This window comes from Primorskyibacter aestuariivivens (assembly GCF_028023675.1).
Lineage (GTDB): Bacteria > Pseudomonadota > Alphaproteobacteria > Rhodobacterales > Rhodobacteraceae > Marinovum > Marinovum aestuariivivens.
In genome coordinates this window covers 260887-277549 of record NZ_JAQIOZ010000004.1, presented here as the reverse complement: position 1 = coordinate 277549, position 16663 = coordinate 260887, and the positions used below count along the sequence as shown (strand labels likewise).

The 16663-nt window shown below is 62.1% G+C and carries 19 protein-coding genes and 1 riboswitch; of the genes, 13 read left to right on the top strand and 6 right to left on the bottom strand.

What is annotated here, in order from left to right; genetic code table 11:
- Positions 1–96: 96 nt before the first annotated feature.
- Complete coding sequence (locus PGB28_RS05270; RefSeq protein WP_271420441.1) at positions 97–567, bottom strand: 6,7-dimethyl-8-ribityllumazine synthase; 471 nt, start codon at positions 565–567, stop codon at positions 97–99.
- Positions 568–635: 68 nt separating this feature from the next.
- Positions 636–767, bottom strand: a riboswitch (FMN riboswitch).
- Between the two features lie 118 nt (positions 768–885).
- Here PGB28_RS05270 and hisD point away from each other — a divergent pair.
- The 8 genes from hisD to PGB28_RS05230 all read left to right on the top strand — a co-directional run bounded on the left by hisD (position 886) and on the right by PGB28_RS05230 (position 6480).
- The gene (gene hisD, locus PGB28_RS05265) at positions 886–2187 is read left to right on the top strand and encodes a histidinol dehydrogenase (protein WP_271420440.1); all 1302 of its coding nucleotides are present in this window, start codon (positions 886–888) and stop codon (positions 2185–2187) included.
- A gap of 4 nt (positions 2188–2191) precedes the next feature.
- Positions 2192–2539 (top strand): arsenate reductase (glutaredoxin), encoded by a 348-nt coding sequence (arsC, locus tag PGB28_RS05260; protein ID WP_333908220.1) that lies wholly within the window; start codon positions 2192–2194, stop codon positions 2537–2539.
- A 60-nt stretch (positions 2540–2599) separates the two neighbouring features.
- Complete coding sequence (locus PGB28_RS05255; protein ID WP_271420439.1) at positions 2600–3379, top strand: sugar phosphate isomerase/epimerase family protein; 780 nt, start codon at positions 2600–2602, stop codon at positions 3377–3379.
- Entirely contained in the window at positions 3343–4434 is a 1092-nt protein-coding gene (locus PGB28_RS05250; protein WP_271420438.1) for a Gfo/Idh/MocA family protein, read from the top strand. The genes PGB28_RS05255 and PGB28_RS05250 overlap by 37 nt, the downstream gene beginning before the upstream one ends.
- A 99-nt stretch (positions 4435–4533) precedes the next feature.
- Positions 4534–5013, top strand: coding sequence for a UPF0262 family protein (locus PGB28_RS05245; RefSeq protein WP_271420437.1), 480 nt, complete (start codon positions 4534–4536; stop codon positions 5011–5013).
- Between the two features lie 5 nt (positions 5014–5018).
- Complete coding sequence (locus tag PGB28_RS05240) at positions 5019–5492, top strand: arsenate-mycothiol transferase ArsC (protein ID WP_271420436.1); 474 nt, start codon at positions 5019–5021, stop codon at positions 5490–5492.
- Positions 5489–5899: a ketosteroid isomerase-related protein gene (locus PGB28_RS05235; protein ID WP_271420435.1), complete on the top strand. Its 411-nt coding sequence runs from the start codon at positions 5489–5491 to the stop codon at positions 5897–5899. The genes PGB28_RS05240 and PGB28_RS05235 overlap by 4 nt, the downstream gene beginning before the upstream one ends.
- The gene (locus tag PGB28_RS05230; protein ID WP_271420434.1) at positions 5896–6480 is read left to right on the top strand and encodes a GNAT family N-acetyltransferase; all 585 of its coding nucleotides are present in this window, start codon (positions 5896–5898) and stop codon (positions 6478–6480) included. The genes PGB28_RS05235 and PGB28_RS05230 overlap by 4 nt, the downstream gene beginning before the upstream one ends.
- A gap of 97 nt (positions 6481–6577) precedes the next feature.
- On the opposite strand, the gene PGB28_RS05225 is transcribed toward PGB28_RS05230, so the two are convergent.
- Positions 6578–7525 (bottom strand): ornithine cyclodeaminase family protein, encoded by a 948-nt coding sequence (locus PGB28_RS05225; protein ID WP_271420433.1) that lies wholly within the window; start codon positions 7523–7525, stop codon positions 6578–6580.
- Between the two features lie 121 nt (positions 7526–7646).
- Here PGB28_RS05225 and PGB28_RS05220 point away from each other — a divergent pair, with 121 nt between their 5' ends.
- Positions 7647–8015: a hypothetical protein gene (locus PGB28_RS05220; protein ID WP_271420432.1), complete on the top strand. Its 369-nt coding sequence runs from the start codon at positions 7647–7649 to the stop codon at positions 8013–8015.
- 7 nt (positions 8016–8022) lie between these two features.
- Here PGB28_RS05220 and PGB28_RS05215 read toward each other — a convergent pair whose 3' ends face one another.
- Positions 8023–8646 carry a cation transporter gene (locus PGB28_RS05215; RefSeq protein ID WP_271420431.1) on the bottom strand — a complete coding sequence of 208 codons (624 nt, stop codon included), beginning with the start codon at positions 8644–8646 and terminating at the stop codon, positions 8023–8025.
- Between the two features lie 71 nt (positions 8647–8717).
- On the opposite strand from PGB28_RS05215, the gene PGB28_RS05210 reads away from it, so the two are divergent.
- Positions 8718–9131 (top strand): MerR family transcriptional regulator, encoded by a 414-nt coding sequence (locus PGB28_RS05210; RefSeq protein ID WP_271420430.1) that lies wholly within the window; start codon positions 8718–8720, stop codon positions 9129–9131.
- Between the two features lie 29 nt (positions 9132–9160).
- Here the strand turns inward: PGB28_RS05210 and PGB28_RS05205 are convergent, their stop codons facing one another.
- The 3 genes from PGB28_RS05205 to proS all read right to left on the bottom strand — a co-directional run bounded on the left by PGB28_RS05205 (position 9161) and on the right by proS (position 11752).
- Complete coding sequence (locus PGB28_RS05205; RefSeq protein WP_271420429.1) at positions 9161–9658, bottom strand: DUF2937 family protein; 498 nt, start codon at positions 9656–9658, stop codon at positions 9161–9163.
- 127 nt (positions 9659–9785) lie between these two features.
- Positions 9786–10412 carry a GDSL-type esterase/lipase family protein gene (locus PGB28_RS05200; protein ID WP_271420428.1) on the bottom strand — a complete coding sequence of 209 codons (627 nt, stop codon included), beginning with the start codon at positions 10410–10412 and terminating at the stop codon, positions 9786–9788.
- Between the two features lie 2 nt (positions 10413–10414).
- On the bottom strand, positions 10415–11752 hold the full coding sequence (gene proS / locus PGB28_RS05195; RefSeq protein ID WP_271420427.1) for a proline--tRNA ligase: 1338 nt from the start codon (positions 11750–11752) through the stop codon (positions 10415–10417).
- Positions 11753–12603: 851 nt separating this feature from the next.
- On the opposite strand from proS, the gene PGB28_RS05190 reads away from it, so the two are divergent.
- The 3 genes from PGB28_RS05190 to PGB28_RS05180 are packed head-to-tail and all read left to right on the top strand — an operon-like array spanning position 12604 to position 16549.
- A complete protein-coding gene (locus PGB28_RS05190; protein ID WP_271420426.1) occupies positions 12604–13671 on the top strand; it encodes an AI-2E family transporter in 1068 nt (355 codons plus the stop codon).
- Positions 13672–13685: 14 nt separating this feature from the next.
- On the top strand, positions 13686–14369 hold the full coding sequence (locus PGB28_RS05185) for a P-loop NTPase family protein (protein ID WP_271420425.1): 684 nt from the start codon (positions 13686–13688) through the stop codon (positions 14367–14369).
- 5 nt (positions 14370–14374) lie between these two features.
- Positions 14375–16549 carry an RNA degradosome polyphosphate kinase gene (locus tag PGB28_RS05180; RefSeq protein ID WP_271420510.1) on the top strand — a complete coding sequence of 725 codons (2175 nt, stop codon included), beginning with the start codon at positions 14375–14377 and terminating at the stop codon, positions 16547–16549.
- The last annotated feature ends 114 nt before the right edge of the window (positions 16550–16663 follow it).

Here is a 16663-nt window from a genome sequence, read left to right as displayed (position 1 = left end):
CGCGCCTCTTGTTTGCCATGGCCGCAGCCTAGCGAGCCTGTTCAACGGAACCAAGCAGGACGGGACCGGCCCCGACTGCGGGACCGGTCCAAAGCGTTATTCGGCGGCGATAGGCACGGCGCGTTCAAGCCCAGCATGCACCGCCGTCACCTGCATGGCCGCATCGGCCGCCTCGCGCCCCTTTTTCACGAAATGTGCGTGGTAGAAGCCGTGATGCTCTTCGCTCGGCTGGAAGTGATGCGGCGTCAACGACACGGACAAGACCGGCACGCCTGTTTTCAGCCCGGCTTCCATTAGCCCGGTGACCACAGCCTGCGCCACGAAATCATGCCGGTAAATGCCGCCATCAACCACCAGCGCGGCGGCGGCGATCGCGTCATACTCGCCACTTGCGGCCAGTTTTTGCGCCAGAAGCGGCATCTCAAACGCGCCGGGCACGTCAAACACCGTCACCTCGGCCCCGGCGCTCAACTCGTCCAACCGCGCGCGAAAGCCCACCAGCGCCTGATCGACGATATCGGCGTGCCACTGTGCCTTGATAAAGGCGAATTTGGGGGATTTTGTCATAGCTCTCGATCCTTTCCACATGACAGAATCCCAGAGCGTCAGAACGCTCCCGGCCAAAACCGGAAACGCCCCATTCTCTCCCATCCGGACTTTCACCGTCGGCCCCGGAATTTCACCGGATCTGCTGACCCTGCCACCATGGCAGGCGCTCGCGGGCTGTCACCGCCGGTGGGGAATTTCACCCCGCCCTGAGAATGGCGCGACAGTAGGGGGGTGGGCGATTTGCGTCAATTGGGAAACGGTGACGCCGACCTGTCTCCCTTGAGCCTGCCCCCGCTCCGGTCTATGTCTCCGCCCGACCCTTCAAGGAGCCGCACAATGCCGCAATTCCTGTCCACCCGCGATGCGGATTTCGAAACCCGTTTTACCGCGCTCCTCTCCGCCAAGCGCGAGGACAGCCCCGATGTGGATGACGTGGTCGCTGGCATCATCGCGGATGTGCGCGCGCGCGGCGACGCTGCGGTGCTGGAGCTGACGGCAAAATTTGATCGGCTGGAGCTGACTGCGTTGCAATTGGCCTTTTCACCTGAAGAGATCGAGGCGGAATGCGCCAAGGTGCCCGAGGATGAGGCCCGCGCGCTGGAACTCGCCGCCGAACGCATCCGCGCCTATCACGTGCGGCAACTTCCCGAGGACGCGAAATGGACCGACCCGGATGGCGCGACGCTGGGTTGGCGCTGGACGCCGGTCTCGGCCGCCGGTCTTTACGTGCCCGGGGGGCTGGCCTCTTACCCGTCCTCGGTGCTGATGAACGCCATCCCGGCTAAGGTGGCGGGCGTTGAGCGTCTGGCCATCACCGTGCCAACTCCGGACGGGGTGGTGAACCCGGCAGTATTGCTCGCCGCCCGCATCGCCGGGGTGGATGAGATCTACCGCATCGGCGGGGCACAGGCGATTGCCGCGCTGGCCTATGGCACCGATACGATTGCCCCTGTGGACAAGATCACCGGGCCGGGCAACGCCTTTGTCGCCGCCGCCAAGCGCCGGGTCTTTGGCAAGGTGGGGATCGACATGATCGCCGGGCCGTCGGAAATCCTCGTCATCGCGGACGGCGACAACGATCCCGACTGGATCGCGCTCGACCTGATGAGTCAGGCGGAGCACGATGAAAGCGCGCAATCGCTTCTGATCACCACCGATGCCGCGTTCGGACAAGCCGTGGCCGAGGCCGTGGACAAGCGCCTTGAGACGCTCGAACGCCGCGCTATTGCCGGGGCAAGCTGGCGCGATTTCGGTGCGGTGATCACCGTTGCCGATCTGAACGAAGCCGCAGCGCTTTCAAACCGCATCGCACCGGAACATCTGGAACTTTGCGTGGCCGACCCAGAGGCGTTGTCCGACAAATGCACCCATGCGGGCGCGATCTTCCTTGGCCAATGGACGCCCGAGGCCATCGGCGATTATGTGGGCGGGCCGAACCACGTGCTGCCCACCGCCCGCTCCGCCCGCTTCTCCTCGGGCCTGTCGGTGCTCGATTTCATGAAACGCACAACCCTGTCCCACATGTCCCCCGAGGCGCTCAAAGTCTGCGGCCCGGCGGCTGAGGTGCTGGCCCGGTCCGAGAGCCTTGAGGCGCATGGGCTGTCGGTGACTGCGCGTCTGAACAAGCTGAACGGGTGAATCCATGACCGTCGTCATCCATCACAACCCGAACTGCTCAAAATCCCGCGCCACGCTGGACCTGATCCGCGCGGCGGGCCATGAACCTGTCGTGATCCAGTATATGAAAGCCGGCTGGACCAAACCGCAGCTTCAGGCGCTGTTTGCCGTGGCCGGGATCACCGCCCGCGAGGCGCTGCGCACAGCGCGCGGCCCGGCGAAAGAGTTGGGGCTCACCGACCGGGCGGCGACAGAAGAGCAAATCCTCGACGCCATGGTGGCCCATCCCGAGCTGGTGGAACGGCCGCTGGTCTGTTCCCCCAAGGGCGTGGCCATCTGCCGCCCGCCCGAGACCGTCCACGATCTGCTCTGATGCCCCTTGGCAGGGCCAAGCCCCTGCGTCTAGACTCGCTGACAAAAACCGGGAGGGGACATGTTCAGACCGGCATTGCAGACCATCACCTGGGGCGATCCCCAGCATCATCTCTTCGATCACATCTTCTCCCACGCTGCCAAGGCCGGGTTCGAGGGCGTGGAAATCGGCTTTCGCAGGCTGGGACAGGTCAGCAGTGACGAGGCAGGTGACCTGCTCACCCGCCACGGGCTGCATCTCAGCGCCTGCCATGTGGGCGGCAACCTCGCCGATCTGGCGCAGGCGGCGGATGAGCGCGCGGGGTTGGACAAAGTGCTCTCCTATCTCGGCGCGCTGGAGTCCCGTTACCTGATCTATTCCGGGCTGAATGTGGACAATGACAACGCGCTCGACGCCGAGATCGACCGCCTCCGCGCCATGGCCACCCACTGCGCCGAGAACGGCGTGACCCTGCTCTATCACAACCACGACTGGGAATTCCGCAACGCGCGCCACATCTGGCAACGCCTGCACGCCGCGCGGATCGACCCGCTGGGCTTCGCCCCCGATCTGGGCTGGGCGGTCAAGGGCGGCTATGGCATGGTCGATCTGCTGGACGAGATCGGCGCGCAGGTCCATGTGCTGCATTTCAAGGATTTCATCACATGGGAAGACGGGCAGAACACTTGTCACCTCGGCGAGGGCGTGGTGGATTTCGCCCCGGCCTGGGAGTGGCTGGCCGCACAGCGGGGACGGGACATCTGGATCACCGCCGAACAAGACAACGCCGAGGATAATGACCGCGCCTGCGCCGCGAACGCCGCATGGCTCAAGGCGCATCTGACCGGGCTGGAGGCGTGAGCATGCTGGGCGTGGCGATCATCGGCTGTGGCGATATGGGGAGCAAACACGCCGCCGCCTGGGGAGCGCGTGAGGATGCACGCCTCGTCGCGGTCTGCGATCACACCCCGGAGCGCGCCCAGACGCTGGCGCAAAGCTACGGCGCGACCCGCGTGGACAGCTGGCAAGAGGCGCTCGCCCATTCCGGCGTCGATGTGGTCAGCATTTGCGTCCCGGCCTGCGACCACCCCGCCATCGCAATCGCCGCGGCAGAAGCGGGCAAACATGTGCTCTGCGAAAAAGCCATGGCGCTCACGCTTGCCGAAGCTGACGCCATGATCGCCGCCGCCGAAGCGAACGGCACGGCGCTTTCCGTCTGCCACCAGTATCGCGGGCTCCTCCGCTACCGCGCCATCAAAGAAGCGGTTGATGCGGGCCGACTGGGCGGACCCCTCTCGCTGCGCTTTGCCGAGATGCGCGAGGTGCGGCCCAAGCTGGCCATGCACCGGTTGTCGGAAAATGGCGGGCCGGTGCATGACATGACAGGACACCTGTTCGATCTCGCCCGCTGGCTCACCGGGGCCGAAGCCGAAAGCGTCACCGCCATCGGCCACATCCTTGGACGCGGCAAACCCCGCCTTTCCCCGGTGCATGATTTCGGCATCGACACGGCAGAAATCCTCGTGCGCTTCAGCGGCGGCCACAGCCTCTCCATCGCGCTGAACTGGGGTCTGCCCGAAGGCACGCCGGGCCATAGCCAGGAGCTGATCCACGGCCCGATGGGCTATGCCTATTCCAGCGATCCGGGTAATCCAGACCGGTTCCTTGGCGATCTCTCCGATACCGCAGGTGTCACGACCAAAGACGCGCAGGGCAGCAACTGGATCGCCTGCCCCGGCGGTGATCCCGGCCCGGAAATCTGTGTCACCGCGCTGATCGAGGAAATCCGCACCGGCACCCGCTCGCCCTTCCATGCGCGCGAAGGCCGGGCTGCGCTGCGCCTGATCCGCGCCGCCTTGCAAGCGATCGAAACCGGTGGGACCGTCATGCTGCAGGACCCCGACTCCAGCGGTTGAGATACGGGCATGACGCCCGCAAAAGTGCCGCACAGGTCGCATTGCACGCTGCCACCCGATCCGGTAGGCACGGGCGGTACCAAGTTTCGAGGCCCGCCCATGTCCCGCATCATCGACATTGATCTTGACGACGCAAACCTGCCGCCGCCCACGCCCGAGGTGGAACAAGAGCGCAAGGTCGCCATGTTCGACCTGATGGAAGAGAACTCGTTTTCGCTGCCTGCGCGTGACGACCGCGAAACACCGCCCGGCCCCTACCGGCTGGGCCTGTCGATCAAGGAAAAGCGGCTGGTTTTTGATGTGGCCACCGAGGATCACCAGAAGGCGGCCGAATTCCACCTGTCGCTGTCGCCCTTCCGGCAGGTGGTCAAGGATTACTTCCAGATCTGCAAATCCTATTTCGACGCGGTCAAGACCCTGCCCGCCAGCCAGATCGAAACCATCGACATGGCCCGCCGCGGCATCCACAACGAAGGCGCGCGCATCCTTCAGGAGCGGCTCGAAGGCAAGGCCGAGGTGGACAATGACACTGCCCGCCGTCTGTTCACGCTGATCTGCGTTTTGCATTTCGGAGCTTGAGCCCAGTGTCCAAGTCGGCCTCCAAGCCCCTTCCCCAGTCGATCCTATTCTGCTGCGACCACAATGCCGTAAGGTCACCCATGGCCGAGGGCATCATGAAGAAATTCTACGGCATGGAAACCTATGTCCAGTCGGTCGGCGTCAAGAATGATCTTGAGATCGACGGCTTTGCCATCGCCGTCTGCCAGGAGATCGGGGTCGAACTGTCGCGTCACCGCTCGCGCAGCTTTGACGAAATGGAGGAATGGGGCGACGACCTGTCCTCCTTTGATCTGATCGTATCCTTGTCGCCAGCGAGCCAGAGACGGGCGCTTGAGCTCACCCGCGTCTTTCATCTGACGGTAGACTACTGGCCGATCATGGACCCGACGGGCCTTGGCGAGACGCGCGAAACCAAGCTCAACGCCTATCGCCAGACCCGTGACCAGATCATCGCCAAACTGGAACAGAACTGGGGGCCCGCGCGGCAACCGACATGAGCACAAAGACAGCCCAAGACACGATCCAACGCTATTTCGACGCCTTCAACGCCGGGGATATCCTTCGGATGCTGGACTGCCTGTCCGATGACGTGGCCCATCACGTGAACGAAGGCAATGTGCGCAGAGGCAAGGACGCCTTCGCAAACTTCTGCACCCATATGAGCCGCTGCTACCGCGAAGAGCTCACCGATATGGTGATCTTTGCCACCCCCGATGGCACCCGCGCGGCGGCGGAATACATCGTCATCGGCACCTATCTGCAGACCGATGACGGCCTGCCCAAGGCGCATGGACAGACTTATCGCCTGCCTGCCGGGTCGTTCTTTTCGCTGCGCGACGGACAGATCACCCGCGTCGTGACCTATTACAACCTCGCCGACTGGACGGCGCAGGTCTCGGGATGATCGCAACCCGCGTCCTGACCGGAGCTGCGCTTGATGCCGCGCTGCCCGATGTGGCGCGGCTGCGCATCGCGGTGTTTCGCGACTGGCCGTATCTCTATGACGGGGATGTCGCCTATGAGGAAAAGTACCTCCAGACCTATCGCGAGAGCGCGCGCGCCGTGCTTGTCGGTGCTTTTGACGGCACGCGGCTCATCGGCGCGGCGACCGGATCGCCGCTGGCCGATCATGTCGAAGAATTTCAGGCGGTGGCCAGAGCCCTTCCCGTGGGCATCGAACAGGTGTTCTACTGCGCTGAATCCGTGCTTTTGCCCAGTTACCGGGGACAGGGGATCGGTCACGCCTTTTTCGATGCGCGCGAAGATCACGCCCGCGCCTTTGGTTATACCCATTCCCTGTTCTGCGGTGTGGTCCGGCCTGCGGATCACCCTCTGCGCCCCGCCGACTACCGTCCGCTTGATCCGTTCTGGCGCAAACGCGGCTACGCGCCCATCGACGGCGCAATGGCGCATTTCGGCTGGAAGGATGTGGATCAGGATCACGAGACCGACAAACCGTTGCAGGTCTGGTGCCGGGCGCTTTAAAGCGTTCCAGTTTTCGCTGAACCAAGGCATCGCCAATGTCCCGAGAGCGCCGAAGGCGTGGCGGGGTATTGGCGATTCAAGTTAAACTGGAAACGCTCTAGCCGCTGACCCGCTGTCCGGCCCCGGTTGCGTCGGCCTTTTGCACCGCCAGAACCGCTGCCGCATAATCACCCAGCGCGATGCCGCGAAAGGCAAATGCCATTGGCCCTGCCTTTGGCGCGACCTCCCCCGACACCAGCTCGGTCAGATCCCCGGACACCTGATCATAAGGCAGAATCGGTTTGGGGCTTTCTCTTTCCTGTTCACGGTCATCCACGATCACCGTGCCAAAGGCCGCCATGCTCTCAGAATACCACGGCAGGCCCAGATCGGTGATCGCGGCGAAACAGCCCGGTTTCAGCCAGCGCGCATCGAGAAAAGGTTCGATGTCGTAGTTCAGCGTCACCGACGTGACCACCAGATCGACATCGCGCAGCGCCGCCTCCGGCGTGTCGCTGGCCTCGGCCTCCAGCCCCATGCCCCGCGCATGGTCGCACAACGCATCAAGATTGGCGCGACCGCGGCCAAAGGCCTTGATACGTTTGAGCGGAAACATCCCGGCAAAGGCGTCCAGATGCGCCCGCGCCTGCACGCCTGTCCCGATAAAGCCGACGCTTTCCGACCCGGGATCAGCCAGCCGCCGTGCGGCAACCGCCGAAAGCGCCGCAGTGCGCACCGCCGTGACCCAATTGGCCCCGACCATGGCCCGCAACAGCCCGGTTTCGGCGTCCAGCACCATGATGGCTCCATTGATCGACGGCAGCCCGCGTGCGGGGTTGTCGGGGCAAACCGTGACCTGTTTGACCACGATAAACCCGTCATCGCCCACTCCCAGCGTGGACATCATGTATCGACCGTCCCCGGGCAGAATCGCCGATTTCGGGGCCACATGCAGCCGTCCTTCCGACTTGGCCACAAGAGCCGCCTCAATGGCGTCGGCCACGTCAGACGGCGTGATGTTCATTGTCTCCAACGTGTCATCCGACAGGTATGTGAATTGTCCCATGCGCTCCCCCGCTTACTCGTCGCCCCACCATGGCGCGGGTCATCGGAAACCGCAAACCCATGATGCCGGAATACAGCGCATTCCCCTTAACAGGGTCTGCCCCCGTGCCTATATCGGTGCTATGAAACAGATCCTGACAGCAACTGCGCTCTGCCTCGCCCTTGTCACGCCGCTTGCCGCGCAAGAAGAGCAAGACAAAGGAACCAGCCTTATGGAGGAGGGGGCCAAGCTCTTTTTCAAAGGCTTGATGAGCGAAATGGAACCAGCCCTGCGCGAGCTTGAAGGTCTCGCGGACGAAATGGAACCGGCGCTGCGCAGCTTTGCCGAGGAAATGGGCCCCGCGCTGCGCGGATTGGTGGACAAGGTCGAGGATTGGTCCGCCTATCACCCGCCGGAAATCCTGCCCAATGGCGATATCATCATGCGCCGCAAGGAACCGATGCCCTCCGAAGAGCCGCCGGTGACAGAACCGGAAGAGATCGAACTCTGAGCCGGGGTCAGCCCTCGACCAATTCGGCACGCCTCTCTTCCAGTGCCTGACGCAGGATCTGCCAGGCCGAGCTGAGAAACAGCGCCGCCATGATCCCCGCCACGATCAGATCGGGCCAGCCAGAACCCGTGCCCCAGACGCCCAGCGCGGCCACCATCACAGCGACATTGCCGATCGCATCATTGCGCGAACACAGCCAGACCGAGCGCACATTCGCGTCGCCATCCTTGTATTTCATCAGAAGGCCCACCGAGGCCAGATTGGTCAAAAGCGCCATAAGCCCGACCACCCCCATCACTGGAGCGTCCGGCACACCCGGTCCCATCACCTGCCACAGGGTAGACCCAAAGACCCAGAGCCCCATCAGCAACAGGCTGATCCCCTTGCCCATCGCCGCCAGCGTGCGAGTCTGAACAGAGGCACCGATCACCGCAAGGGAAATGCCATAGGTCATCGCATCGCCCGCGAAATCCAGCGCATCCGCCTGCAAAGCCTGACTGCCGGCGATATGTCCCGCCGTCATCTCGACACCAAACATGCCGGCATTCAACGCAATCACGATCCAGAGCCTGCGTTTATACGCCTGCGACATGCCATCGAATTTTGCCCCGCTCCCACAGCAGCCCGCCATGTTGCTCTCCTTGAATCGCCCGTATCCAGACCCTAATTGCTCTAGTGACTAGAGGTTCAAGAGGTTTCTTCATGCTGAGCATCGGAAAAATGGCCCGTCTGACCGGCGTCAAGATACCAACGATCCGCTACTATGAAGAGATCGGCATGTTGGCCGAGGCAGAACGCAGCGCAGGCAATCAACGGCGCTATGATGCGAATGCGCTGGAGCGATTGAAATTCATCCGGCATGCCCGTGATCTGGGATTTTCACTGGATGATATCAGGTCCCTGATCGACCTGCATAATCGGCCCGGGCATCCCTGTTCCGAGGCAACGGAAATCGCCGAGCGGCAACTTGTCACCATCCGCGAACGGATCGCCCGGCTCCTCAAGCTGGAAGCCGAACTGAGCCGCATCGCGACGGCCTGTGACGGGGCGAGCTCGGACAGTTGCAAGGTGCTGCATGCCCTGACCGATCACAATATCGGCGACGCCCGCAGGTAAAACACCGAAATCTTTTGAAGAAATCGTATCTATGCTGCCGCGCGTCGCCGGAATGGCCATTTCAGGATGGCAAACATCGCGCCCAGAACAAACAATCCCGTCAGGAACCCAACCCCGGCAAAGACCGCGCCTTCGAACGTTGCGGGCACGGCGGGTTTGAAATTTTCCATCGCGCGCTGTGCCACATCGCGATCCGTCATGCGCGCGGCAAGATAGGCCCGCGTAAACGGCCCTGCCCCCTGAAGCGCCTCAAGATCGGCGCTGAGCCGGTCATACCGTTCGATGGTACGCGCCATGGTTTCAGCCCGCGCCGCGCCCAGCTCTCCACCCTTGGCCAGGTCTTGCAAAGCCGCGTCGCGCGTCAGGCCAACCCCCGCCGCATCGGCATCAAACTCCGCCACAACGCGCGACAACTCGTCCACCGCACCGCCAAGACGCTGCGCGTATTGCTGCGAAAACTCCGGAAACTGCGACAGACCCGCAGCGCCGGTAATCCCTCCGGCCAGGGTCAGGGCTCTGAGGAACATTTGCGCTCCCTTCTTGCTGCTCAGCGCAATTCTACCGTGTCCCGCTGGACCCGATCAAGCGTGTCAACCGCACGGGCCTCGGCATTGGCAGAACTTACTCAGACGCAGCAAAGCGCATGCGGGGAGTTTACAGCTCAAGCAGTTCTTTGACCGGCTTGATCAGCGCTTGGCCCATGGCGCGCGTATTGGCGGCGTCCAGATGCACACCATCCAGCGCCGAGCCATGCGCCACCTTGCTCATATCCACGTGGCGCACGCCGGTTTCCTGCGCGGCATATTGCACGGCAAGCGGCAATTGACGACTGTTGGCCAGCAACGGTCCGGCAATCTTGGGGTCCGGGCTTTGCGGGACCATCGGCGGCTGTGCCACCAGCAGGACCTTGGGAACCTGCGTGTCGGGCAACCGGTAGGGATGGTGGCGGATGATCTCGACGATCCGCACCAGACCGGCGGTGATGTCGGGACGGGAATAGCCCCAATACACATCGTTTAGCCCCAGCATCACGATCACCAGATCCAGCGGCGCATGGCTGTGCAGCAGCGCGGGCAGCGCCCGCGTGCCGTTCATGTCGCAGGATGCCGTCGGCTGGTCAAAGGCTGTGGTGCGCCCGCGCAACCCTTCTGAGATCACTTCGACCCCCTCAAGCCCCGCCTGAAGCACGTTGGGCCAGCGGTCTTCGGGCGCGTGCCGCCCCTGCGTTGCCGGATCCTTGCCCCAGGTCAGGCTGTCGCCAAACGCAAGAACCGTCTTCATGTTCAGCGCCCCGCGTAGATCGCCGCCACGCGCTTGACGGCCTCTTCGGGGGGCAGTTCCTCGCTCTCGCCGGTGCGGCGCGAGGTCAGTTCCACGACACCGTTCTTCAGCCCCCGCGGCCCCACAGTGATGCGCCAGGGCAACCCGATCAGGTCCATGGTGGCAAACTTCGCCCCGGCCCGTTCGTTGCGATCATCATAAAGCGGGTCCAAACCCAGTGCCGTCAGGGAATCGTACAGCGCCTGACAGGCCCCATCCGCTTCTTCGTCACCCTGCTTGAGGTTCACGATCCCGCAATGGAACGGCGTCACGCCCTCGGGCCAGATGATGCCCTTGTCGTCATGGCTGGCCTCGATGATCGCGCCCAACAGACGGCTCACGCCAATCCCGTGCGAGCCCATATGCACCGGCACCTGATTGCCGCTGTCATCGGTCACGGTGGCACCCATCGCATCGGAATATTTGGTCCCGAAATAGAAGATCTGCCCCACCTCGATCCCGCGTGCGGTGCGGCGGCGCTCTTCGGGCACCTCGGAGAATTTCGCCTCGTCATGGGTCTCATCCGTGCGAGCATAGCGCGAGGTGAACTCCTCCAGAACCGCCTGACAAGCCGCGCGGTCGTCATAATCAATCTCGCGGTCGCCAAACTTCAGATCGGTGATCTGGCTATCATAGAAAACCTCGCTCTCGCCCGTCTCGGCCAACACAAGGAATTCATGCGTGTCATCCCCACCAATCGGACCGGAATCCGCGCGCATCGGAATGGCCTGCAGCCCCATCCGCTCATAGGTGCGCAGGTAGCTGACCAGATGGCGGTTATAGGCGTGCAGCGCGTCTTCCTGGGTCAGGTCGAAATTATAGCCGTCCTTCATGTAGAACTCGCGCCCCCGCATCACCCCGAAGCGCGGGCGGATCTCGTCGCGGAATTTCCACTGGATCTGATAGAGCGTCAGCGGCAGGTCCTTGTACGACCCCACATGCGCGCGGAAAATATCCGTCACCAGCTCCTCGGCGGTGGGCGTATAAAGCATGTCGCGCCCATGCCGGTCCTTCATGCGCAGCATCTCTTCGCCGTAAGCCTCATACCGCCCGCTTTCGCGCCAGAGGTCCGCCGATTGCAGGATCGGCATCTGGATCGGGATGTGACCGGCGCGGGCCTGTTCCTCATGCACGATGTTTTCGATCTTGCGCAGGACCTTGAAGCCCAGCGGCAGCCAGGAATAGATCCCGGCGGCAGCCTGTTTGATCATGCCCGCGCGCAGCATCAGCCGATGGCTGACAATCTGCGCCTCGGCGGGGTTTTCCTTGAGCACGGGCAGGAAGTAGCGGGAAAGGCGCATGGCGTCGTCCTTTGGGCATTTGCAATGGTTGCGCCCGTTTTGATCCAGCCCCGCGCCAATGGCAAGAGCGGGGCTTTGCAAAGCGCCGCCCTTCCGCCAGACTGACGCGAGACCGCATCAGACGTAGGGTGGGCAACTCTGCCCACCGATAATACAAATAGACCTGACAATGAGCGGTGGGCAAATTGCCCACCCTACGAAACACACGCCAGAACAACATTTTCGCAGATTTGCCAAAACTCGTTCCCACTTCGATCCGCAGCACGCTCAAAACCAGCCTGGCCCTGTGGATTCTGCTGTCCGCAGTCGACGTGGCGGGCGATGTTTGTCGGAACCACGCAACCGATGCAGCCTACGGCAATTGTTATTTGCATGTTCTTGACCGCCTTTGGCCTGTTGGGGCCTCAGATCGCATTATCGCGCTTAACCTCCGAGTGGACGCCGTCGGTTTATCACCTGCGATTGCGCCGCGTTTTAATGGCCACCGTATTTGCCCTGCTTTTGCCCTTCGGTGTCGTGACGATCCTTCCTGTCAGCTACGCCTAGGCGTTCTACGAATTTCCGGTTTCTCTACTGGAAAACCCCACTGCAGCACTCTTTATTCCGTCGCTTCCGTCCTTCTTCACGATCGCCCTTCCCTTTTCCTATTTGATAACCTGTCAGATCATTTCAGGCCTCAAACAAAGGTGGTACCGGGCCGCCATGTTCCTGCTTGCTTGGATCGGTTGGTTTGGAGCCGTCGCGTTTTTGCACGGTTCCCCCATAAACTGACACGACTGCCTCAACACCACCTCCCCTTGAAACCCCCACGACAACAGGCAATGTAGGGGCAAACCACACAAGGACCGCCCATGGCCCTGCCTGTCCGGGATCAGATGAAATACTGGGGGATCGCCACCGTCGTCTTTGCGGTGGTGCTGTGGTTCCTTGGCGATGTGCTTTTGCCCTTCGTGCTCGGGGGCGCGATTGCCTATTTCCTCGATCCGGTCGCCGACCGGCTGGAAAAGATGGGCTTTTCCCGCGCCATTGCCGTCACCATCATCACGCTTTTCGCGCTTGTGCTCTTCATCGTCATGGCGCTGCTCGTGGTCCCCTCGCTGGTGTCGCAGGCCATCGACCTGTTCAACATCGCGCCCACGCTGTTCGGCAACCTGCGCGATTTCCTGATCGAGCGTTTTCCCGAGCTGATGGATGCGGAAAGCACCCTGCGCCAGTCGCTGGTCGCCATCGGCGAAAAGATCCAGTCCTATGGCGGGCAGCTCCTGGAGACGATCCTCAGCTCCGCCGCCTCGATCATCAATATCGTGATGCTCTTTGTGATCGTGCCGGTGGTGGCGGTCTATATGCTGCTGGACTGGGACAATATGGTGGCGCGGATCGACGATCTTTTGCCCCGCGATCATGCGCCGGTGATCCGTCAGCTTGCGGGCGATATCGACGCCACGCTGGCCAGTTTCATTCGCGGCATGGGCACGGTCTGTCTTGTGCTTGGCACCTATTATGCTGCGGCGCTCATGCTGGTGGGGCTGCAATTCGGCCTCGTGGTGGGGTTCATCGCGGGGCTGATCACCTTTATTCCCTATGTCGGCGCGCTGGTGGGCGGCGTTCTGGCCATTGGTCTTGCGCTGTTCCAGTTCTGGGGCGACTGGTTCTCCATCGCGATGGTTGGCGGCATCTTCGTGCTGGGGCAGGTGATCGAAGGCAATATCCTGACGCCGAAGCTGGTGGGTACCTCTGTCGGGCTGCATCCCGTGTGGCTGCTTCTGGCGCTGTCGGTTTTCGGCTCGCTGTTCGGCTTTGTCGGCATGCTGGTCGCCGTCCCCGTCGCCGCCGCGCTGGGTGTGATCACGCGGTTCGCAACGCGGCAATACCTCGACAGTCGGCTCTACCGGGGACTGTCCGATGGCCCGAATGACTGACCGGGGCGACTGACATGGCAGAACAACTCCGGTTCGACCTCTCGGCGCGGCCCGCCCTGGGGCGGGAAGATTTCTTTGTCTCGCCCTCCAATGCCATGGCACTGGCGATGATCGACGACTGGCGGAACTGGCCGTCGTCCAAGCTGGTCATCAAGGGGCCAAAGGGCAGCGGCAAGACCCATCTTGCCCATGTCTGGGCGGAAATGAGCGGCGCACGCATCATCGCAGCGCAGGACCTTCCCACGGCCAGTGTCGGAGAACTCGCGCAGGCCCCGCTTTGCGTCGAAGATGCGCATGAGGCGGCAGGCAATGAGGATGCCGAAGCGCATCTGTTCCACCTCCATAACCTTGTTATTGCCGAGGGGCACGCGCTGCTCCTGACAGCCGTGGACGAACCCGCGCGCTGGGGGCTGAACCTGCCCGATCTGGCCAGCCGGATGCAGGGGACACAGGTCGCGACACTGTCCGCACCCGATGACGATCTGTTGGGTGCGCTGATGAACAAGCTCTTCGCAGATCGGCAGCTCAGCCCCAACCTTGACGTGATCCCCTATCTGGTCCGCCATGCGCCCCGGTCCTTCGCCGCAGCACAACAGATCGTGGCGTTGATGGATGACATGTCCATGGCAGCGCGCAAACCATTAAGCCGGGATATGGCGCGCCGGGCGGTTGCAAAGCTACAGGACACGGATACATGACAGGGATGCAGCGCTCTGATTTTCTCAAATCCCCGTTTCCCGCCCCTGTTGACCTGCCCGATGTGGATCTGACCGGACCGGGACGGTTCTTTAACCGCGAGCTGAGCTGGCTGGGGTTCAACTGGCGCGTTCTGGAAGAGGCCGAAAACCTGCGCGTTCCGCTGTTGGAGCGGCTGCGCTTTCTGTCAATCTCTGCTGCCAATCTGGATGAGTTCTACACTGTTCGGGTGGCAGGCCTGCGTGAACTGCGCAATGAGGGCAACACCACACCCGCAGCGGACGGATTGACGCCCGCGGAACAGCTTGTGTTGATCCACGAGGACGCGCGCAATCTTATGCAGGCACAGCAACGTGCCTGGGAGATTCTGCGCAGCGAGATGGAAGAGGCGGGGATCTCTCTCGCCAATCCAGATGAGCTGAAAAAATCCGACCGGCGTTTTCTGGACGACGTGTTCCTGCGGCAGGTCTTTCCGGTGCTCTCGCCGCTTGCGATCGACCCGGCACACCCGTTCCCCTTTATTCCCAACACCGGCTATAGCCTTGCGCTTGAACTGAAAAGCGTGTCCGACGGGCGCATTCTCCAGGCATTGCTGCCAATTCCGCATCAGGTGGATCGCTTCATCCGCCTGCCATCCGACACTGGCAGTGCCCGGTTCCTGCCATTGGAGGAATTGCTGCTCCTGCATATCGACAGCCTGTTTCCCGGCTACAAGCTCAAGTCGCATTTCGTCTTTCGGGTGCTGCGCGACAGTGACCTTGAGGTCGAGGATGAAGCCGAAGACCTTGTGCGGGAATTCGAAGTGGCGCTCAAACGCCGCCGCCGGGGGGAAGTTGTTCGGCTGACCATTTCTGCGGGCGCGCCGTCGCGTCTGCTCAAGGTGATCAAACGCGAATTGCACGTGACCGATGACGAGATTGTCGAGCTCGACGGGATGTTGGGCATGGCCGATCTCAAGGAACTGGTGCTCGACGAGCGGCCTGACCTGCTCTGGCCCGGATTCAACCCGCGGGTGCCCGAACGGGTGCAGGACCATGATGGCGATATGTTTGCGGCGATCCGGCGCAAGGACATGCTGCTGCACCACCCCTACGAGACCTTCGATATGGTGGTGCGCTTCCTGCAACAGGCCGCGCGCGATCCGGATGTCGTGGCGATCAAGCAGACGCTGTACCGGACGTCCAAGGATTCCCCGATTGTCAGCGCCCTGTGCGAAGCGGCCGAAGATGGAAAATCGGTCACCGCGCTGGTCGAGCTGAAGGCCCGGTTTGACGAAGCCGCCAATATCCGGCAATCCCGGAGGCTGGAACGGTCGGGCGCGCATGTGGTCTACGGCTTTCTGGAATGGAAGACCCACGCCAAGGTGTCCACCGTGGTTCGCCGCGAGGGCAAGGAGCTTGTCACCTACACGCATTACGGCACGGGAAACTACCATCCCATCACGGCGCGGATCTACACGGACCTGAGTTTTTTCACCTGTGACCGAGATCTGGGTTTCGACGCGACCAAGCTGTTCAACTATGTCTCGGGCTATGCGCGGCCCACGGATCTGCGGAATATCTCGATCTCGCCGCATGATCTGAAAAGCGACCTCATGGAGATGATCGAGGCCGAGGTGGAACACGCCCGCGCCGGTCGTCCGGCGGAAATCTGGGCCAAGATGAATTCCCTGATCGAACCGGATGTGATTGACGCGCTTTATGCGGCGTCACAGGCGGGGGTCAAGATTTCGCTGGTGATCCGCGGCATCTGCGGGTTGCGCCCCGGGATCAAGGGGTTGAGCGAAAACATCCGGGTAAAATCGGTCGTCGGCCGTTTTCTGGAACATTCCCGCATCGTGTGTTTCGGCAATGGCGGCGGGCTGCCATCCGAACAGGCGCGGGTGTTCTTTTCCTCCGCCGACTGGATGGGTCGCAATCTCAACCGGCGCGTGGAGACACTGGTGGAAGCGAAAAACCCGACGGTCAAAGCGCAGATCACCGAACAGATCATGGCCGCGAACCTGGCCGATGTGGCGCAAAGCTGGGTCATGGGACCCGATGGCAAATTCACACGTGACCCGCTGGCCGATGGCGCGTTTGCCTTTTCCTGCCACAAGTTCTTTATGGAGAACCCGTCCCTCTCCGGGCGGGGTACGGCAGGTGCCGGGGATGTGCCGCAGCTGACTCATACGGCGGATTGAGGAAATTACTTAGCCTATCAAAATATTTTCCACCAAGGATCATAATTTAATATCAGCATATTAAAGGAAATCACCGAATTTTCAATCAAGAACGTCACCTTTAAAGATTAACCT